The following is a 19,711-nucleotide window of genomic DNA, read 5'->3' as shown; positions in this document are numbered from 1 at the left end:
GATAGTGCTGCATTCGATATGGTTTCGTGCTAATGCGGCTTCCTGACGGATCAGTCGGAAAGATTGAGATGCGCCTCACATTGGGAATTGCGGTGCTGGTCCTAGTTTCCACATCCGCTATCGCGCAACAGTCAGGCCCAACGACCTCCATGGCGACGACCTCGCCGAAGGGTGGAGATCTCCAGCGGTCGTCCAAAGTCGCCCCGTTGCAGAAGCAGGAAGGCGACATGCTTAACTTGCAAAACAAGTTGTCGGAAAGACAGCAGGCAATCGAGCTGGCGAAGAAACTCTCGGAAAAACAGCAGCAGGGCTGCGAGATTTGCAAGAACGTCGGCAAGTAGCCGGCCAACGTCGCGACATTACCGGACGGCGCCTGCTCTGATGGTCAGCTCGGCCTGATTGGCTTGCAGTTAAAGACGCTCAAGCGTCACCAATGCGCCACAGAAGACGCAGCTAACGCCGGCTGACAAAGCGGCGATGGGCGCAATGGGTTGCCATTCCGGGCATCGCGTGCTCTCTCATTCCTCCCAAGTCACGTTCGGTAAGGAGCCGACCAATGCGAGTCATGTCCATCGAGAAAGGAGCTTTGATCCATCTTGGGGACATGAACCTCTATGCGGACTTTGAATTTGGGAATTCTGGCGCACGTCGACGCAGGTAAGACGAGCCTCACGGAACGGCTGCTCCATGCAGCCGGCGTCATCGACAGGATCGGCAGCGTCGACGACGGTAACACACAGACCGACACATTGGCCCAGGAACGGCAGCGCGGCATCACCATCAAAACCGCGGTGATGTCGTTCACGATCGATGACGTGGCGGTCAACCTGATCGATACACCTGGCCATCCGGATTTCATCGCGGAAGTGGAGCGTGTGCTTGGCGTGCTCGACGGTGCGGTGCTGGTGGTTTCCGCTGTGGAGGGTGTGCAGGCGCAGACGCGCATATTGATGCGGACGCTGCGGCGGCTCTGCATTCCGACGCTGATCTTCGTCAACAAGATCGATCGCGGCGGTGCCGATTGCGAACGCGTCGTGATGGAAATCACGAGGAAGTTGACGCCGAGCGCCATTGTGATGGGTGCGGTACCAGATGTCGGAACGCAGGATGCCCGCACGCAACCTTACGACTTCGACGAGGCGGCATTCAGTGATGTGCTGACACAGGCCCTGGCCGAACATGACGACACGCTGCTCGCAGCCTATGTCGACGATCGGGCGCAGTCGGCTGGCAAGCTGTACAAGGCGCTCGCGAAGCAGACAGGGAAGGCACTGGTGCACCCGGTGTTCTTCGGCTCGGCCGTCACCGGTGCCGGCATCGCGCCGTTGCTCGCTGGCATCCGCGACCTGCTGCCGGTAACCGAAGGCCTTGCCGATGGCCCTGTTTCAGGCGTGGTGTTCAAGATCGAACGCGGCGGGTCCGGTGAAAGGATCGCCTATGTCCGTCTGTTTTCCGGGACCTTGCGAACGCGCCAGCGTGTCGGTTTCGGCCGGGGGCGCGAGGCCAAGGTCTCGGCACTCCATGTTTTCGACAATGGTGGTGCGGTCAAGCAATCCTGCCTCAAGGCCGGGCAGATCGGTAAACTCTGGGGCCTTGCCGACGTCCAGATCGGCGATGCGATCGGCATTCGCCATCGCGGTGCCGAACATCATTTCGCGCCACCGACGCTGGAGACCGTGATCCAGCTTCGCCACCTGGCCGACAAGGGTCCTTTGCATGCGGCACTTTCGTTGCTCGCCGAACAGGATCCCCTGATAAACCTTCGGCAGGACGACAGCCGGCAGGAGACCTATGTCTCGCTCTATGGCGAAGTGCAGAAGGAGGTCATCCAGCAGACGCTGGCAGACGAATTCGGGCTCGACATTTCGTTTCGCGAGACCACCCCGATCTGCGTCGAGCGGCCGATCGGCAGCGGTTTCGCGCGCGACGAGGCCCCAGACCCGTTCGTTGCGACGGTTGCCCTGCGGGTCGAGCCTGGACCTGTCGGCAGCGGCATTGTGTTTCGCCTGGAAATGGAGTTCGGAACCCTTCCGCTTTCCTATCACAAGGCGGTGGAGGACGCTGTTCATGACGCGCTTCGGCAGGGTCTCCATGGCTGGCAGGTGACGGACTGCATCGTCACGATGACCGAGGCGACACGTGTCCGCCACTGGGGACCGATGACGACGGCGGCCGAGCATCGCAAGCTCACCCCGCTGGTCGTGATGGCCGCCCTGAAGCAGGCGGGGACGGTGGTGTGCGAGCCGATCCATCGCTTCCAGCTCGAAGCGCCGGCGGACACTCTGGCATCATTGCTGCCGATCCTGGCGAAACTGGACGCAGCGCCGCAGAACCCGACGATGGAAGGTGACTCCTGCATATTGACCGGCACCATTCCGGCGGCGCGTGTCCACGCTTTGCAGAAGCTGGTGCCGGGGCATACGCATGGGGAGGGGGTGCTGGAGACGGCGTTCGATCACTATCGACCCATCCGCGGCACGATGCCGGAACGACCGCGCACCGACGACAATCCGCTCAACAGAAAGGACTACCTCCTGCGGCTTTCCCGACGAGGGTGAGTTTCGCAAAACCCTCCTTTCGACCAGTTGCGGCGGACCGTTTCTCTACGGCATGATCTGGATAGATCATGCTGAGGAGCTACCCATGACACGACGCTTCGTCGAAGGCGAAAACATCGACGTCGGTTTCGACGGCAGGCTCTGCATCCACTCGCGCAACTGCGTGCTCGGCCATCCGGAGGTCTTCGTGCCCAATGCGCCGGGCGAATGGATCCATCCGGAAGCAGGCGCTGTCGAAGCGATCGTCGGCGTCGCCCATTCCTGTCCTTCCGGCGCCATCACCTACCACCGCAAGGATGGCGGGTCGGCGGAGGCCGCTCCGGTGGTCAATCTGGTGAGGGTACGGGAGAACGGACCGCTCGCCTTCAACGCCGAGATGGACATCAATGGCGAAATGATGCTGCGGGCAACGCTCTGCCGCTGCGGCGCGTCCGAGAACAAGCCGTTCTGCGACGGCAGCCACACCAAGGTGGGCTTTGCCGCCACCGGCGAGCCCGATACGAAGGAATCCGTCGCGCTCGAGGCACGCAACGGTGCGGTCAAGGTAACACCCTTGCCCAACGGTTCGCTGAAGGTAGAGGGCAATCTGGAGATCGTCTCGGGCACCGGCCGCACGGTCGACCGTGTCACCAAGGTGTTCCTGTGCCGCTGCGGCCATTCGAAGAACAAGCCGTTCTGTGATGGTAGCCACAAGGCGGCTGGCTTTGTCGGCTGATTGAGCCTGCCAAGTCGCCATGCATTGATTTGGTGCGTCCTTCGAGGCTCGCCCGATTGAGGTCGCGTTTTGTCTCCTGTGGCCCTGCGGGCTCGCACCTCAGGATGAGGGCCGTTGCGTGAAGCCACGTCCGAGTTCTGAAACGCTTCCGCTTTTTATCCGAATGGCACAACGGTCCTCATCCTGAGGTGCGAGCCCGCGAAAGATTTGAAATCTTGTAAAAGTCATGTGGGCGAGCCTCGAAGGACGCACCTTATCTAGTTCACGCCCTTCGGCACGTTCTCCGGCGGCACCGTATCGACCACCTTCTGGCGGTGGAAGATGAACAGGCCGGCCAGCACGACGATGGCAGCACCCACGAGCACGCGCGGGCCCGGCACGTCGCCGAAGAACACCATGCCGAACACGATGGCCCACAAAAGTAGGCTGTAGTGCAGCGGTGCCAGCGTCGAGGCCGGCGCCAGTTTCAGCGCCCGCGTGATCATCAGATGGGCGGCGCAGGAAACGACGCCGAGCAACAGCATCGGGCCGATGTCGACGAGGCCGGGCGTTTTCCAGTCGGGAATCGCGAAGACGAGACCCGCCACCAGGGCGGCGATGGTCTGCCAGGTCACCAGCGTCGTATCGGGCGTTCCGCGCAATTGCCGGCTGTAGACGATCGTCAGGGCGAAGGCGACGGAGCCGATGAAGGCGAAGATGGCGGATGTCGAAAAGGCGGATGCCGATGGGTTGAGAATGACCAGCACGCCGCAGAATCCGACCAGGATCGCCGCCCAGCGGCGCCAGCGGATGCGTTCGCCGAGCATGAAATGCGAAAGCGCGGCGACATAGATCGGTCCGGCCATGTAGAAGCTCATCACGTCGGCCAGCGGCATGTGGACGACGGCGGCGTAGAAGAGACCGGTATCGACCGTCGCCATGACGGCGCGCAGCACCTGTGTGCCGGGCCGCTCGAGCTGGAAGAGTTTCGCCGTGCCCTGCCGCGCTATCATCGGACCGAGGATAATGAAGGCACCGATCGAGCGGACGGCGACCACCAGTCCGACCGAAAAATTGGCGACCAGCCATTTTCCCATCGCGTCGTTGAGCGCGAACATGAAATCGCCGGCCAGCATCAGCAGGATGCCAGCCACGACGAGGTTCTTGGGGGCGAGTGCCCGCAGCGACGCCATGGGTCGAGAGTCCTTCACGCCGATTGTTCAGCCGACGCGGAACTAGCCTTTGGCCGAACCATTGGCGAGAGGGAAGCAAAACTTTTGGTTGCGCCAGAGCGTCGCGCGGCGGCCCGGCTCAATACAGGCTGAAGAACACCGGCAGATAGCCTTCGTCCTGCAGATATTCGACCAGAAACATGGCCGGCACCGCGGCAAGGAAGACGAGACTGTCGATCAAGGTGCCGTAGAGTCGCTGCGGCGTGATTTCGATCGTCTCGCGATCCACAAACAGCCGGCAGTCGAGGCAGAATGCCGGGACACGCTGGCGATAGTCCAGGTAAGCCTGCCCGAACAGCGTCTTGAGCAGATGCTCTTCACGTGTCGCGGTCCGCAGCAGGATCGCATGCACCACGATGGCGCACAGCAGTGCGGGTGCTGCACTGCCTGTCTGCGCTCCCACCCCTGCCGCCCCGATGATCGAGAACAGGTAGAGCGGGTTGCGGCACATCGAATAGGGGCCGTCGTCGACCAGCATCACCGACTTCTTTCCGCCGATGTAGAGCGTGCACCAGAGCCGTCCCAGGATCGCCGTGCCGATAAGGCCGATGCCGGCGATCCTGATTGTCAGCTGCAGATCCACGCCGCCTGGCGGATAGAGTTTCCAGGCGGACTGGAACAGCAGCGCAAAGGCGATGAGGAACAAGGTGACGATCCACAAGGCCGCTATGCGTGGACGCTGAATGTGTCCGAAGGTCTTTGGTGGCGTTTGCATGATGGTTCCGACGAGGTGACGCCGGCGCGCCACTGGTCTCGCCCAAACCATGACGACGCGTCGACAGCCGGACCTTTGTCGAGTTTCATCAAGGTTTGGCGGAGAAGCCGCCAAGGCTTGCTAAGGAACCCGGCACCTGTCGGTGTTTGCGATTGCCTGCCGCTTCGTGTTGCGGAATATGGCCCAGCAAACGTTTGAAGGACCGCGCATGGACAAGGGGTTGATCCTTATCGTCGAGGACGAACCGCGCATCGCCGAAATTCTCGAAGCCTATCTGGCACGCGAGGGCTTTCGCACCGTCACCGCGACGAACGGCGATATCGCGCTGTCCCACCATGCGATGCTGTCGCCGGATCTCGTGCTGCTCGACGTGCACATACCCCGTCAGGATGGCTTCGAGGTTTTGGCGCGCATCCGCCAGGACGCGAACACGCCGGTCATCATGGTGACGGCGCTGGCCGAGGATATCGACCGCCTTTCGGGTTTGCGGCTGGGCGCCGACGACTATGTGGTCAAGCCGTTCAATCCGCAGGAGGTCGTGGCCCGCGTCAATGCGGTGCTGCGCCGGTCACGGGCTGCGGGTGCCTCGCGGACGCTGCGATTTGCTCCCGTCGAGGTCGATCTCGATGCCCATGCCGCTTTCGTCGAGGCAGAAACCGGCCGCCAGTCCCTGGCGCTGACGCTCAGCGAATTCCGCATCGTCGCCTATATGATCCGCCGGCCCACCCATGCCTTCGGTCGCGCCGACATCCTCGATGCCTGCCTGCCGGAAAACGACGCGCTGGCCAAGACGGTCGACACGCATGTCGCGAACCTGCGCCGCAAGTTCGAGAATGCCGGCGTTCCCGGTCTCTTCCAGGCGGTGCGCGGCGTCGGCTACCGGTTCGCGGCACCGAAATGAGGTTACGGCGGCTTTCTCTCTCCACGGTCACGGCGATAACCATCGCTGCGATGCTCGTGCTCAGCATGATCATCGCCTACACCACCTTCTTCTCGATCATGAAGCAGCTGACGGAGATCGAGTTGCGGACGCTGCCCGCCGATGTGGCGCAGGCTTATCGGGACATCCAGGACGGTGTCATGCCGTCCGTCGAGAGCTTCCGGAAACTGATGCTCATCGTTCCGGAATTCGAGAAAACCGTGGATGCCCAGATGAATGTGGCATTCATCGGTCACATCCTGCTGGCGGCATTCATCTGTGGTGCGATCGGTTATTGGCTCGCCCGCCGGATTGCGCGGCCACTGGAGAAGTTGGTTGTGGCGGCGGAAACGTTGCGCGAAGGCGATTTCGCGGTTGGCCTTGGCAATTTTCGCGGTGGTACGTCGGAGGTGCAGCGCCTCGGCAAGACAATCGATGCGCTGGCAACCGATCTCGACCATATGGAGAAGCGCCTGCGTTTCAACACCATGGCCGTTGCGCATGAACTGCGCACCCCACTCACCATATTGCAGGGTAATCTGCAGGGCATGATCGACGGCGTTTTTCCAATCCGCCAGCAAGGACTGGAGGACCTGCTCATGCAGGTGCAGGGATTGTCGCGATTGGTCGAAGACCTGCGCATGCTCTCGCTCGCCGCAGGCCACAAGCTGATTACCCAGAGATCGGCTACGGATCTTGCGGCCGAAGCCAGGACCGTTATCGCTGCCGCCCGCCCGATGCTCGAAGAGGCCGGGATGCGTGTCGAAACGGGCTTCGGCGCGGCCCCGGCCAATGTCGATCCGGAGCGCCTGCGGCAGGCAATGCTGGCGCTCGTGCACAATGCCTGCCGCTACGCCGCTGCAGGTGGCGAACTTCGTTGCGAGACCGGCCTCGACAGGGACGGCAACGCGTTTGTCCGCTTCCTGGACCGTGGTCCCGGCCTGCTTGAGGAGGTTCGCTCGATTTCGTTTGATGTCTTCTGGCGCGGTGAAACCTCGCGTTCGCGGGCAACCGGCGGCACCGGCCTCGGGCTGTCCATCGTCGAGGCTATTGCCAAGGCCCATGGCGGCCGGCTGGAAGCAGGCAACAGGCAGGACGGCGGTGCGACGATGGCGATCGTCGTTCCGCCACAGCCTCAATAAGCCTGTCGGTCGCTCGCTGGTTTATTGTTTCACCACGATCGGGCGATAAATCACCACGGGAGGGCGGGCATTGAAGCGTGCGAACTCCGCGTCGCGGGCACGCATCTCCGCTGAACGGTCAAGGTCGATCCGTTGCAGGCATTCGGCAAAGGCATCGGTCTTCTTCTTGAATCCGTAGGCGCTGCACTTCGCCTCGTCCGCCGCGCGCCGCTGCTCCGGCGTCATCGTCTGGCAACCGGCCAGCAGGGTCGCGACAAGCACCGCCGCCAGGACTTTGAGCGACATCGCCATCTCCTCGATTCTGGAGCGTTTCCGTTTTCTCACGGCAACGCCGAAACGCTCTAACTCTTTGTTTATACGCAATTCCGGACGCAAACCGCTGCGCACTTTTCCTGGAATTGCTCCAAAAGATGAGGCGCATTGTAGACTTCATCCGTGGCGAAAGAAATGCCAGCCGGATGACGATCACCAGGCCCTCTAGTCCTTGCGATCACGGGTTCAAGTCACCGCAATCAGCCATCTTGATTGATGTGCAGTGTCACTGTACAGTCTGTTCAGTGGAGTTTATGGCATGACGATTGTCGCATCTTCCCTGGAGCAGGACTCCGTGGAGAACCCGCCTGAACGAGCCGGACCCGAGACGGCAAAACTCGGCCAGCGCCTCAAGGATTTGAGGCAGCGGCGCCGGCTTTCGCTCCGCCAGCTCGCGGACAGGACCGGCACCAGCGCCAGCTTCATCAGCCAGCTCGAACGGGGCCTGACAGGCGCCAGCACGGCCTCGCTCAATCAGATGGCGGCAGCGCTTGGCGTTACAGTCGCCGCGCTTTTCGAGGAGCCGGCGACGCCTTCGACCGAGGGTGTGCTGCGGCGCAGCCAGCGCCCCGCCATTCCAACCAGCCATGGCTGCCGCAAGACCCTTCTGTCGCGTCGCCCCGCCACCGAGATGGAAGTCTATGTCGGTGAATTCGAAATCGGCGGTTCGACCGGCCCCGACCTCTACACGCATGGCGATGCCCACGAGATGCTGGTCGTGACGCGTGGCGTTGTCGAGGTCAGCCTCGGCGAGAGCCGCCACGTTCTCGAAGAGGGCGACAGCATCGAATATGCCACCTCCACTCCCCATCGCACCGAGAACATCGGCAACGGCCGGGCCGAGGTGATGTGGATCATCGCGCCGCCGACATCCGGCGGCGAGGAGCTCGACCAATACGTCAGCTGGTAACCGCTCGCGGCCGGCGACGCTTCACAGAACGTGAGCCAATGGGAGAATGACGATGACCATCTTATGCTCGAGACTTGCCAAGATCAGTGCCCTTGCGGCGCTGGGCGTTGCCGCGGCAACCGGTGCCTTTGCGCAGGAGAAAACGGTAGCCGGCGCGATTGCCGAAGGTTCGCTCAAGGGCAAGACCCTGACTTTCGCGTCTTTCGGCGGCATCTTTCAGGACGGACAGATCGCGGCGCTCAAGGAATTCGTCGACAAGTCCGGCGTCAAGCTGCTCAGCGACGGCCCGACCGAAATCGCCAAGGTGCAGGCGCAGGTTGAATCCAAGAACGTGACCTGGGACGTCGTCGATACGGCCGACTTTCCGCCCTACGTGCATTGCGGCACGCTGTTCCAGAAGCTCGACTTCAGCAAGATCGACACCTCGAAGATTCCGCAGGGCCAGGTCAGCGAATGCTCAGTGCCGGCCATGAACTACGGTGTCGTGCTGATGTACAACACCGAGAAGTACAAGGATAACCCGCCCAGGAACTGGGTCGACTTTTTCGACACGGAGAAGTTCCCGGGCGTGCGCGGCATCGACGGGTCCGGCGACTTCACCGGCGGCCTGCTCGAACAGGCTTTCCGCGCCACCGGTGGCGACCCGAAGGCGATGACGAAGGACGACATCGCGAAAGCGATCGCCAAGGTTCGCGACCTGGGCGGCGACACCATCTACTGGAAGACCGGCGCCGAATCCCAGCAGCTCGCCGAATCCGGTGAAGCCGACATGATCATGATGTGGACCGGCCGCGCGATGACCGCGGTGAAGAACGGCGCCAAATACACGCCGGCCTGGCAGGACTGGCTCGTCGTCATGGACCAGCTGACGATCCCCGTCGGCGCCAAGGACCCGGATGCGTCGCATGCGCTGATCAATGCCTATCTCGGCAAGAGCGCCCAGGAGATCCTGACCAAGGAAACCTCCTACACGCCGATCAACAGCGAGGCGAAACCCGTCGTCGACGATGCCGTGGCGGCCTTCCTGACCAACACGCCGGAGCGGCAGGGCCAGGGCTACCAGCAGAACATCAAGTTCTGGGTCGAGAACTTCAAGGATGCGTCCGAGCAGTGGACTGCCATGATGGCCGGCGGCTGATCCCATGAGCGCGAGCGCCACTCCATCCGAAAGGGCCGCTCGTCCCATCGCATCGGCTCGAAAATCGGAATCGATTTTCGGAGAGCACGATGCGTAGCTTCAAAGTGTTGGAGCGTCCTTTGCGCGTCCGAATGGACGCGCGGCGCTCCAGTCGGTCCTGGGGCGCGCTCGCGCTGGCCTTGCCGGCGCTGGTCCTGCTTGTCGCCGTCATCGGCTATCCGCTGGCGACGATCGTGCTCAGGAGCTTTGCCGAACCGCAATGGGGCCTGCAGAACTACAGCTGGTTCTTCAGCACGCCGGTCAATCTCGTCGTGCTACAGCGGACCTTCGTCATCTCGGCCTGGGTCACGGTCGTCTGCGTGATCTGCGCCTATCCTTTCGCCTATGCCATGACTGCTGTCGGGCCGAAGGTCCGTCTGCTGCTCACGCTGTGCGTGCTCATCCCGTTCTGGGTGAGCGGCGTGGTGCGCACGCTGTCCTGGGTGATCCTGCTGCAGGATTCCGGCGTCATCAATTCGATGCTGCGCTCGGTCGGCCTCGATGGCGTCAGGCTGATCCGGACCCAGACCGGCGTCATCATCGGCATGGCACAGGTACTGCTGCCCTTCATGGTGCTGCCGCTCTACTCGGTGATGAAGGGCATCGACCTGCGTCTGGTGCAGGCGGCGCGCAGTCTCGGTGCCGGACCGATCCGCGCCTTTTTCACCGTCTACTTGCCGTTGTCGCTGCCCGGCGTCTATGCCGGCGCGATCATCGTCTTCATCCTGGCCCTGGGCTTCTACATCACCCCGGCGTTGCTGGGCGGGCCACGCTCGACCATGCTGTCGACGCTGGTCCAGAACCAGGTGCTTAGCCTGTTGCAATGGGGGCGCGGCGGCGCGATGGGCGTGGTGCTGCTCGTCGCCACCTTTATCCTTCTGGCGCTCGCCGGTCCGCTGATGCGCCAGAGACACAAGCAGGGCACACGCTGATGGCCATGCATCCGCTCACCCGCGCCCTGCTGGGCCTTGCCTGCATCCTCATCGGCCTGTGGCTGGTCGCGCCGACGCTGGTCGTGGTGCCGATGTCCTTCAACGAGAACAAGTCGCTGGCTTTCCCGCCGCAGGGCTTCTCTTGGCAGTGGTACCAGAATTTCGTCACCAATCCGGAATGGTCGACGAGCTTCCTCAATTCGCTGAAAGTGGCCGTCGTTGTCGCCGTCCTGGCCACCATCCTCGGCACGCTCGCCGCGTTCGGGCTCGACCGCATGCGGGCGCGGTCGGCGGGGCTGCTGCGCATGCTTCTGCTGACGCCGATGGTGGTGCCGGGCGTCGTGCTGGCGATCGGCATCTATGCGGTCTACCTGGATGCCCGGCTCGTCGGCACGATGACCGGCTTCGTGCTTGCCCATACGATCCTGGCGCTGCCTTTCGTGCTGATCGCCGTGCAGGCCAGCCTCGAAGTCTTCGACAAACGCCTTGAGACCGCCGCCGCCAGCCTCGGCGCCGGCCGCATCGCGACCTTCCGCACGGTGACGCTGCCGCTGATCGCCCCCGGCATCCTGTCCGGCCTGCTCTTTGCTTTCGTGACGTCGTTCGACGAGGTCATCGTCTCGCTGTTCATCACCAGCCCCTACATGAAGACACTGCCGGTGCAGATCTTCACCTCGATCACGCGCGATGCGGATCCCACGGTCGCCGCCGTCGGCACGATCCTGCTTTGCACCACCACCATCCTGATCGGCGGCGGCCTGCTGCTGCTGGGACGCGACAGAAGGAGCGGCCTGTGAACGAGACCGGCAAACAGCGTGGTGCGGCCATCGACCTGAGCGCCGTCAGCAAGGCCTATGGCAGCTTCCGGGCGCTGGACGACATTTCGCTGCATATCGAGCCGGGCGAGTTCATGACGCTGCTCGGCCCTTCCGGCTCCGGCAAGACCACGACGCTCAACGTGGTCGCGGGCTTCACCGAGGTCAGCGCCGGCAGTCTCCGGGTGGGTGGGCGCAGCGTGGTCGGTGTGCCGGCGCACAAGCGCAACATCGGCGTCGTCTTCCAGCATTATGCGCTCTTCCCGCATATGACGGTCGGTCGTAACGTCGCTTATCCGCTCAGCCTGCGCGGCGTCGCCAAGGCCGAGCGCGAGGCCCGCGTGAAGCGGGCGCTCGACATGGTGCGCATGGCGGATTTCGCCCATCGCTACCCCAGCGAACTGTCCGGCGGCCAGCAGCAGCGCGTCGCGCTGGCGCGCGCCATCGTCTTCGATCCGCCGCTGCTGCTCATGGACGAGCCGCTCGGAGCGCTCGACAAGAAGCTGCGCGAATGGCTGCAGCTGGAGATCAAGCGAATCCACCGTGAACTCGGCACCACCTTCGTCTATGTCACGCACGACCAGGAAGAGGCGCTCGTGCTGTCCGACCGCATCGCCGTCTTCAACCGCGGCAAGATCGAGCAGGTGGGCACCGGGCGCGACCTCTACGATGCGCCCGCGACACTCTTCGTCGGCCGTTTCATCGGCGATTCCACCGTGCTGCGCGGCCAATCGCGCGGCGACCGTTCGAGCACGGCGCTCGACATCGCCGGCGAGACCGTGACGGCACCGCAAAAACATGCGGGCGACAACCAGCCGGTCATGCTCCTGCGTCCGGAGAAGCTTGCGATCCGCCGACCTGGCCTGGAGCGCCGCGACGGTGACAACCGGCTCTCCGGCACGGTGTCGGAAGCAATCTATCTCGGCTCCGGTTCGAAATACGAGGTCTCGCTGCGCGACGGCTCGACGGCCATCGTGCGATCGCCGCTGACGGATGAGAGCTTCGCGATCGGCGAGGCGGTCGAACTCTGCTTCCGCGGTGAAGATGCCAAGCTGCTTGCCGACGACAGCACCGCCGACACCACTCTCACCTGACGAACCGGAAAGACCATCATCATGCATGCTGAGCGCAATGGCGACATCTCGTTCTGGTATGCCGACATCGGCGGCATACCAGCGCCGCGGCCACCCCTGCCGGGCGATCTTGCCGTCGACGTCGTCATCGTCGGCGCCGGCTATACGGGGCTCTGGACCGCCTACTATCTCAAGCAGGCGAAGCCCGATCTCTCGATCGCCATCCTCGAACGCGAGTTCGCCGGCTTCGGTGCCTCCGGGCGCAATGGCGGCTGGCTCTCCGGGGGCTTCGGCTGGTCGCGGGAGAAATACCTGAAGTCCTCGACCCGCGAGGGCGTGGTCGCCATGCAGGCGGCGATGGCCGGCACGGTCGACGAGGTCATCCGCGTGGCGGACAGGGAGGGGATCGACGCCGACATCCGTCGCGCCGGCAACCTCAGCGTGGCGACCAATGGCCCGCAGCTCGACCGGGCCAAAGCCGAGTTCAAGGAGGCGCAGGCCTGGGACGTCAACCCATCCCGCATCGAATGGCTCGACGCAGCCCAGGTCAAGGCCCGTATCGACATCAGGAACGCGCTCGGCGGCTATGTCATCAACGGGCAGGCGCGCGTGCAGCCGGCTAAACTGGTGCGCGGCCTTGCGCAGGCCGTCGAACGGCTGGGCGTCGCGATCTACGAGCAGACCGCCGTCACCAACATCGAGCCGGGCATCGTGACGACCAACCGCGGGACGGTGAAGGCCGGGACGATCATCCGCGCAACGGAAGGGTTCAGCGCCGGCTTGCCCGGACAGGAGCGCACCTGGCTCGCGCTCAACAGCGCGCAGATCGTCACCGAGCCGGTGCCGGACGAACTCTGGGAAAAGATCGGCTGGGCCGGCTACGAACTGCTCGGCGATACCGCCCACGCCTATTGTTATGCGCAGCGCACCCGCGAAGGCCGCATCACCATGGGCGGGCGCGGCGTGCCGTACCGCTATGGTTCGGCGACGGATGTGAACGGGCAGACCCAGCAGGCGACCATCGACAAGCTGCATGCCATCCTGAAGCGCCTGCTGCCGCAGGTCGCGCACCTGCGCATCGACCACGCCTGGTGCGGCGTCCTCGGCGTGCCGCGCGACTGGTGCACCACGGTCGGCCTCGACCCGAAGACGCGCATCGGCTGGGCCGGCGGGTATGTCGGGCTGGGCGTGTCGAGTTCCAACCTGTCCGGCCGAACGCTCACCGACCTCATTCTTGGCCAGGATACCGATCTGGTGCGGCTGCCCTGGGTGAATCGCCAGGTGCGCAAATGGGAGCCCGAACCACTGCGATGGCTCGGCGTCCATTCCATGTACCAGCTCTATCGTATCGCCGACGAGCGCGAGGCGAGGGGCCTGCAACACTCCTCGCGACTAGCGGCGATCGCCGACCGCATAACGGGGCACTGAGTAACGAACCTTGGGAATGAGCATGATCGATCTGGAGACTTTCAAAAGCCTCGCCGGCGTCGAGCTGGGCGCACCGGTGCCCAAGCCGACCTCCATCGAGGGCAACCAGATGGAGGCCGCGACGTCACTGTGGAGTTCGGCCGACGGCAAGCTGGACGTCGGTGTCTGGGAATGCACGCCGGGCCGCTTCACCGCCGATCGCTCCGACACGACGGAGATCTGCCACATCGTCTCGGGCAAGGCCGAGATGCGGGACCATCAGGGTCAGTCGCGCATCCTCGGTCCGGGCGATCTGCTGGTGCTGCCGAAGGGCTGGAAGGGCGAGTGGCGGATCATCGAGACGACCCGCAAGCTCTATCTGATCCAGGCGTAGAGCATTTCCGCTTTTCACGGAAACGCGGATCGCTCTACTCTTGGAATTGCTGAAGTAATTCCGGGCGATCCCATCGCCCGGAAACCCTGTTGAGGGCGCTTATTCCGGAACGTGGCGGACCGCACCCTTGTCGGCGCTGAGCGCGAAGGCTGCGTAGGCGCGCAGCGCCGGCGTCACATTGCGCTTGCGCTTCTCGGCGGGCTGCCAGCCCTTGGCGTCCTGCTCCTTGCGGCGTGCCGCCAGTTCCTCGTCGCTGACCAGGAGATTGATAGTACGGCCGGGGATGTCGATGGCGATCTGGTCGCCCTCGCGCACCAGGCCGATGGCACCGCCGGTCGCCGCTTCCGGCGAGGCGTGGCCGATCGACAGGCCCGATGTGCCGCCGGAGAAGCGGCCGTCGGTCAGCAAGGCGCAGGCCTTGCCGAGCCCTTTCGACTTCAGGTAGCTGGTCGGATAGAGCATCTCCTGCATGCCGGGACCGCCCTTCGGGCCCTCGTAGCGGATCACCACCACGTCGCCGGCCTGCACCTCGTTGCCGAGGATGGCTTTCACCGCGGCGTCCTGGCTCTCATAGACCTTGGCCGGGCCGGTGAACTTCAGGATCGACTCGTCGACGCCGGCGGTTTTCACCACGCAGCCGTCGAGCGCGATGTTGCCCTTCAGCACGGCAAGGCCGCCATCCTTCGAAAAAGCGTGTTCAGCCGAGCGGATGACACCCTTTTCGCGGTCGAGATCGAGCTCGTCCCAGCGGCGGTCCTGGCTGAAGGCGACCTGGGTCGGCACGCCGCCGGGCGCGGCCATGTAGAATTTGCGCACGTTTTCGGCGGTCGTGCGGGAAATGTCCCAGCGATCCAGCGCTTCGCCGATGGTTTCGGTATGCACGGTCGGCTGGTTGCGGTTGATCAGCCCGGCTTTGTCGAGCTGGCCGAGGATGGCCATGATGCCGCCGGCACGGTGCACGTCTTCCATGTGCACGTCGGACTTGGCGGGCGCGACCTTGGAAAGCACCGGCACCTTGCGCGACAGCCGGTCGATGTCATCCATGGTAAAATCGATGCCTCCTTCCAATGCGGCAGCGAGGATGTGCAGCACGGTGTTGGTCGAGCCGCCCATGGCGACGTCGAGTGCCATCGCATTCTCGAAAGCCGGCTTTGAGGCGATGTTGCGGGGCAGAACGCTTTCGTCCTCCTGCTCGTAGTAGCGCTGGGCGAGGTCGACGACGAGATGGCCTGCCTCCACGAACAGCCGCTTGCGGTCGGCATGGGTGGCGAGCGTCGAGCCGTTTCCCGGTAGGGACAGGCCGAGCGCTTCGGTCAGGCAGTTCATCGAATTGGCGGTGAACATGCCCGAGCACGAGCCACAGGTCGGGCAAGCCGAGCGCTCGATGACATTGACTTCCTCGTCGGAAACCTTGTCGTCGGCAGCGGCCACCATGGCATCGACCAGGTCGACGGCGGTCACCTTGTCCTTCCAGACGACCTTGCCGGCTTCCATTGGCCCACCGGAGACGAAGACGGCCGGGATGTTGAGGCGCATCGCCGCCATCAGCATGCCGGGCGTGATCTTGTCGCAGTTGGAGATGCAGACCATGGCGTCGGCGCAATGCGCGTTGACCATGTATTCGACCGAGTCGGCAATGAGTTCGCGGCTCGGCAGCGAATAGAGCATGCCGTCATGGCCCATCGCGATACCGTCGTCGACGGCGATCGTGTTGAACTCCTTGGCGACGCCGCCGGCCGCTTCGATTTCGCGTGCCACCAGCTGGCCGAGGTCCTTGAGATGCACGTGGCCGGGCACGAACTGGGTGAAGGAGTTCACCACCGCGATAATCGGCTTGCCGAAATCCGAGTCCTTCATGCCGGTGGCGCGCCACAAGCCGCGGGCGCCGGCCATGTTGCGGCCATGAGTGGTGGTTCGGGAGCGATAGGCTGGCATGGGTACTGTCCTTGATGCCTTTAGGGCACGTTCCTGTGCGATAGATGTAGATAGGAAGCTGGCGTTATATACGCCATGAGCCAGTCTGGCCACGGTTTTGCGACAAAACCGGCTTCACGGACGCGCGACCCCGTCAACTCGTCCTCTGCAGAAAAGTTTCAGGCGCCTGTCGGATCGACGCGGTCGAGGCCGTCCTTGCTGTGACGGTAGCCTGTTTTCGACCCTCGTGTCGTTCCTGGAGCCGCCGCAAAATAGCCGAAACGGGACCTCTCAGGAGAAGAAGATGCAGAAGATCACCGCTTGCCTCTGGTTCGAGAACAACGACGCTGAAGATGCGATCAAATTCTATTCGTCCATCTTCAGGAATTCGAAGATCGTCAGCGAAACGCGCTGGGGCAAGGACGGCCATGGTCCGGAGGGCAGCCTGCTCGTCGCCGACTTCGAACTGGACGGCATGCGCTTCCAGGCGCTCAATGGCGGCCCTCATGCAAGCTTCAACGATGCCATCTCGCTCAGCATCGACTGCAAGAACCAGGAAGAGGTCGACCATTTCTGGAACGGACTGACCGCCGATGGTGGCAAGGAAGTGCAGTGCGGCTGGCTGAAGGACCGGTTCGGCATTTCCTGGCAGGTGGTGCCGGACATCCTGCCCAGGCTGCTGAAGGACAAGGACCAGGCCAAGGCCGGTCGCGTCATGCAGGCCATGATGAAGATGGTGAAGATCGATATCGCGGCACTCGAAGCCGCCGCCCGGGGGTAGTGGCCGGGCAATTGGGTATACTTGACCCGGTGGTCTTGTTGCTCGAGCAGTTTCGGGACAGCGAATTGAGCCGCTGGGGCATCACCCAAACGGCTCATTCTCCACGCCGCTTCGGCTCACTTGTTTTCTATGGCTCCGGAGCTATCCAGCGCTCCTGCGGGTGTTTCGCCTCGGCCATCCTCGCGCTCCTTCCACCAGCGGCTGAGGAACAGAAGGATCGGGCCGCCGATATAGATCGATGAGGTCGTCGCGACGATCACGCCGAAAAGCATCGGCCAGGCGAATGGCTTGACCGTGTCGCCGCCCCAGATCGCCATTGGCAAGAGGGAAGCCGCTACGGCAACCGATGTGAAGATGCATCGCATGATCACCTGGTTGATCGACAGGTCGATAAGGTCCGAGAACGGCATCGACCGGTACTTGCGCAGATTCTCGCGCATGCGGTCATAAACCACCACCTTGTCGTTGACCGAGTAGCCGATCAGCGTCAGCAAGGCGGCAATGGCGGTGAGGTTGAAGTCGATCTGCATCAGCGCGAAGAAGCCGACCATTTTGGTGATATCGAGGATCAGCGTAGCGATGGCGCCTACCGCAAAGTGCCATTCGAAGCGCCACCAGATGTAAAAAAGGATCGCCAGCATGCCGAGGCCGACAGCGAGAAAGCCGGAACGGGCAAGTTCAGCGCTGACTGTCGGACCGACCACTTCGGAGCGTTCGAAGGTTGCGTCCGGAATGATCTCTTCCACGCCGTCGCGGATAAGCTGAAGGGCTGCGGTCTGCGCCTCTTCGCCGCCCGATTGCCGCTGAACGCGGATCAGAATGGTGCTGCCTTGTCCGAATTCCTGCAGCGCGACCTCACCGAGATTCAAGCCCTCCATTTTGCTTCGTACGACGGCGAGATCGATCGGATTCTTCGAGTCGGCAACCACTTGTATGCCGCCCACGAAGTCGATGCCGTAGTTGAGGCCTGGCGTGAAGAACAGGACGACCGAACTGACTGAGATGAAAGCCGACATGGCGATCGCGATGTAGCGACCGCGCATGAAGGAAAAACTCGGAATGCTCCAGACCTTGCCGAAGATCGAATGGATATCGATCCGTTTCATCTTGCGGCGGATCACGGCCTCGCGCATCAGGTAACGCACAAAGGTGATCGAGGTGAACATCGAGATCGCAAGGCCGATGATCATGGTGATGGCGAAACCACGTACCGGCCCCGAACCGAACATGAAGAGCAGCAGCATGCCTACCATGGTCGTCATATTGCCATCGACGATGGTGGCATAGGCCTTGTTGAACCCAACATCGAGCGCTTTCATGGCGCCTGCGCCGGTCGCCGTCTCTTCGCGGATTCGGGCGTTGATAAGGATATTTGCGTCGACCGCCATCCCGATGCCGAGAATGATACCGGCGATACCCGGCAAGGTGAGTGTCGAACCGAGCAGACCGAGCGTGCCGATTGTCAGCACCGTGTGCAGCACGAGGCCGAGATTGGCGATCAGGCCCCATGAACCGTAAAGTACCTGCATCAGCAACACGACTGCGGCAAGGCCGGCGAGCCCCGTGTAAAGTCCCATGCGTATCGAATCCGACCCGAGATTCGGACCGACGGTGCGCTCCTCGATGATGGTGAGCGGCGCCGGCAGAGCGCCGGAGCGCAGTAGTGCGGAAAGGACCGAGGCCTCCTCGACGGAAAAGTTCCCGCGTATCATGCCCTGGCCGCCCAGTATCGGTTCTTCGATGACCGGCGCAGTCAGCACCTTGCCGTCGAGAACGATTGCGAATGGCCGCCCCACATTGGAACGCGTTATATCTGCGAATTGCCGTGCGCCGGCGGCATCGAAGCTGAACGAGACGATAGGTGCGTTCGTCCTTTGATCGAAACCGGCCTTTGCGTCGGCGAGCCTGTCTCCCGAGAGGGCGACCCTGTCCTCAACCGGATATTTCCTGCCGTCGTCCGCGCCCGGCAGGATGCTGACGCCACGTGGCGCGACCCCGTTGGGGTCGACGCTCGCGTCCAGCATGTGGAAGCTCATCTGCGCGGTCGAGCCGAGAAGCTGGCGCAGGCGCGTCGGATCCTGCAGGCCCGGCAACTGGACAAGAATGCGATCGCCCTCCACCCGCTGGATCAAGGGTTCCGCAACACCGACCTGGTCGACGCGGCGACGGATGACCTCGAGGCTTTGATCGACCGCAGCGGTCAAGCGGTCGGAAATACCCGCGGGCGTCAAGCTTACCGTGATCGTTGTTCCCGAGTCGGAGACGTCGATGTCGCTTTGCCCTGGTCCGAAGCCAAACACACCGGCGGGTGCCGCAAGGCCGCGGATTTCCGGCAGGACCTTGTCGACCGCGGTCCGGTCGGGCAGTGCAACCGTCAGGTTACTCCCGGCAAGCCGCGCCGCAGAGACCGGTTGCCCGGCCTTGCGCAGGATTGTGCGCACGTCGTTCAACAGCACATTCAGCCGTGCCTTCTGCAGCGCCGCTGCGTCGACTTTCAAAACCAGATGGGATCCGCCTTTGAGATCCAGCCCAAGCGTCACCGGATTGGCTGGCAAGAAGCGCCCGTATTTCTCCAGGGCTGCTGGCGTGAGAATATTGGGGATGGATGCCAGGATGCCAAAGATGATGATCAGGGCACATGACGCGACGGCCCATTTTGAGGAATGCATAGCATTTCCACTTCGAATGAAATGGCGCACGCTTCAGCCGGATAGGCAGAACGTTTCGCGCGATAAT

The 19,711-nt window shown here is 63.0% G+C and carries 18 protein-coding genes; 13 read left to right on the top strand and 5 right to left on the bottom strand.

The genetic code is table 11. The features are described 5' to 3' along the window. Nucleotides 1–68 precede the first annotated feature (68 nt). From C1M53_RS09525 to C1M53_RS09515, 3 genes are all read left to right on the top strand, one after another. Entirely contained in the window at nt 69–341 is a 273-nt protein-coding gene (locus C1M53_RS09525) for a hypothetical protein (RefSeq protein ID WP_129412031.1), read from the top strand. 273 nt (nt 342–614) lie between these two features. Beyond that, nucleotides 615–2,558, top strand: coding sequence for a TetM/TetW/TetO/TetS family tetracycline resistance ribosomal protection protein (locus tag C1M53_RS09520; protein ID WP_129412030.1), 1,944 nt, complete (start codon nt 615–617; stop codon nt 2,556–2,558). A gap of 85 nt (nt 2,559–2,643) precedes the next feature. Beyond that, on the top strand, nt 2,644–3,273 hold the full coding sequence (locus C1M53_RS09515) for a CDGSH iron-sulfur domain-containing protein (protein ID WP_129412029.1): 630 nt from the start codon (nt 2,644–2,646) through the stop codon (nt 3,271–3,273). 257 nt (nt 3,274–3,530) lie between these two features. Here C1M53_RS09515 and C1M53_RS09510 read toward each other — a convergent pair whose 3' ends face one another. Beyond that, nucleotides 3,531–4,445 (bottom strand): DMT family transporter, encoded by a 915-nt coding sequence (locus C1M53_RS09510; RefSeq protein WP_129412028.1) that lies wholly within the window; start codon nt 4,443–4,445, stop codon nt 3,531–3,533. A 118-nt stretch (nt 4,446–4,563) separates the two neighbouring features. Then, nucleotides 4,564–5,199: an isoprenylcysteine carboxylmethyltransferase family protein gene (locus tag C1M53_RS09505; protein ID WP_129412027.1), complete on the bottom strand. Its 636-nt coding sequence runs from the start codon at nt 5,197–5,199 to the stop codon at nt 4,564–4,566. Nucleotides 5,200–5,407: 208 nt separating this feature from the next. Here C1M53_RS09505 and C1M53_RS09500 point away from each other — a divergent pair, with 208 nt between their 5' ends. Together C1M53_RS09500 and C1M53_RS09495 are read left to right on the top strand one after the other, a co-directional pair. Beyond that, nucleotides 5,408–6,100 (top strand): response regulator, encoded by a 693-nt coding sequence (locus C1M53_RS09500; protein ID WP_129412026.1) that lies wholly within the window; start codon nt 5,408–5,410, stop codon nt 6,098–6,100. After that, nucleotides 6,097–7,260, top strand: a complete 1,164-nt coding sequence (locus C1M53_RS09495; protein ID WP_129412025.1) for an ATP-binding protein — start codon at nt 6,097–6,099, stop codon at nt 7,258–7,260. Before C1M53_RS09500 ends, C1M53_RS09495 begins: the two co-directional genes overlap by 4 nt. A gap of 21 nt (nt 7,261–7,281) precedes the next feature. On the opposite strand, the gene C1M53_RS09490 is transcribed toward C1M53_RS09495, so the two are convergent. After that, nucleotides 7,282–7,551, bottom strand: coding sequence for a hypothetical protein (locus C1M53_RS09490; RefSeq protein WP_207213124.1), 270 nt, complete (start codon nt 7,549–7,551; stop codon nt 7,282–7,284). Between the two features lie 280 nt (nt 7,552–7,831). On the opposite strand from C1M53_RS09490, the gene C1M53_RS09485 reads away from it, so the two are divergent. The 7 genes from C1M53_RS09485 (at nt 7,832) to C1M53_RS09455 (ending at nt 14,280) form a co-directional block, all read left to right on the top strand. Further along, entirely contained in the window at nt 7,832–8,482 is a 651-nt protein-coding gene (locus tag C1M53_RS09485; protein WP_129412023.1) for an XRE family transcriptional regulator, read from the top strand. Nucleotides 8,483–8,534: 52 nt separating this feature from the next. Beyond that, entirely contained in the window at nt 8,535–9,620 is a 1,086-nt protein-coding gene (locus C1M53_RS09480; RefSeq protein ID WP_129412022.1) for an extracellular solute-binding protein, read from the top strand. Between the two features lie 131 nt (nt 9,621–9,751). Next, a complete protein-coding gene (locus C1M53_RS09475) occupies nt 9,752–10,591 on the top strand; it encodes an ABC transporter permease (protein ID WP_165358321.1) in 840 nt (279 codons plus the stop codon). Next, nucleotides 10,591–11,388 carry an ABC transporter permease gene (locus C1M53_RS09470; protein ID WP_129412020.1) on the top strand — a complete coding sequence of 266 codons (798 nt, stop codon included), beginning with the start codon at nt 10,591–10,593 and terminating at the stop codon, nt 11,386–11,388. Before C1M53_RS09475 ends, C1M53_RS09470 begins: the two co-directional genes overlap by 1 nt. Next, entirely contained in the window at nt 11,385–12,500 is a 1,116-nt protein-coding gene (locus tag C1M53_RS09465; protein WP_129412019.1) for an ABC transporter ATP-binding protein, read from the top strand. Before C1M53_RS09470 ends, C1M53_RS09465 begins: the two co-directional genes overlap by 4 nt. A 21-nt stretch (nt 12,501–12,521) precedes the next feature. Beyond that, the gene (locus C1M53_RS09460; protein WP_129412018.1) at nt 12,522–13,907 is read left to right on the top strand and encodes an FAD-binding oxidoreductase; all 1,386 of its coding nucleotides are present in this window, start codon (nt 12,522–12,524) and stop codon (nt 13,905–13,907) included. Nucleotides 13,908–13,923: 16 nt separating this feature from the next. Continuing rightward, entirely contained in the window at nt 13,924–14,280 is a 357-nt protein-coding gene (locus C1M53_RS09455) for a cupin domain-containing protein (RefSeq protein ID WP_313956149.1), read from the top strand. A gap of 99 nt (nt 14,281–14,379) precedes the next feature. Here the strand turns inward: C1M53_RS09455 and ilvD are convergent, their stop codons facing one another. Then, complete coding sequence (gene ilvD, locus C1M53_RS09450) at nt 14,380–16,215, bottom strand: dihydroxy-acid dehydratase (protein WP_129412017.1); 1,836 nt, start codon at nt 16,213–16,215, stop codon at nt 14,380–14,382. A gap of 283 nt (nt 16,216–16,498) precedes the next feature. Between ilvD and C1M53_RS09445 the strand changes: the two genes are divergently transcribed. After that, nucleotides 16,499–16,975 (top strand): VOC family protein, encoded by a 477-nt coding sequence (locus tag C1M53_RS09445; protein ID WP_129412016.1) that lies wholly within the window; start codon nt 16,499–16,501, stop codon nt 16,973–16,975. Between the two features lie 116 nt (nt 16,976–17,091). Here C1M53_RS09445 and secD read toward each other — a convergent pair whose 3' ends face one another. After that, the gene (gene secD, locus C1M53_RS09440) at nt 17,092–19,644 is read right to left on the bottom strand and encodes a protein translocase subunit SecD (protein ID WP_129412015.1); all 2,553 of its coding nucleotides are present in this window, start codon (nt 19,642–19,644) and stop codon (nt 17,092–17,094) included. Nucleotides 19,645–19,711 lie beyond the last annotated feature (67 nt).

This window comes from Mesorhizobium sp. Pch-S, from assembly GCF_004136315.1.
GTDB lineage: Bacteria > Pseudomonadota > Alphaproteobacteria > Rhizobiales > Rhizobiaceae > Mesorhizobium.
Note: the sequence above shows the minus strand (reverse complement) of the source record. Positions and strands in the feature narration are given on the sequence as shown.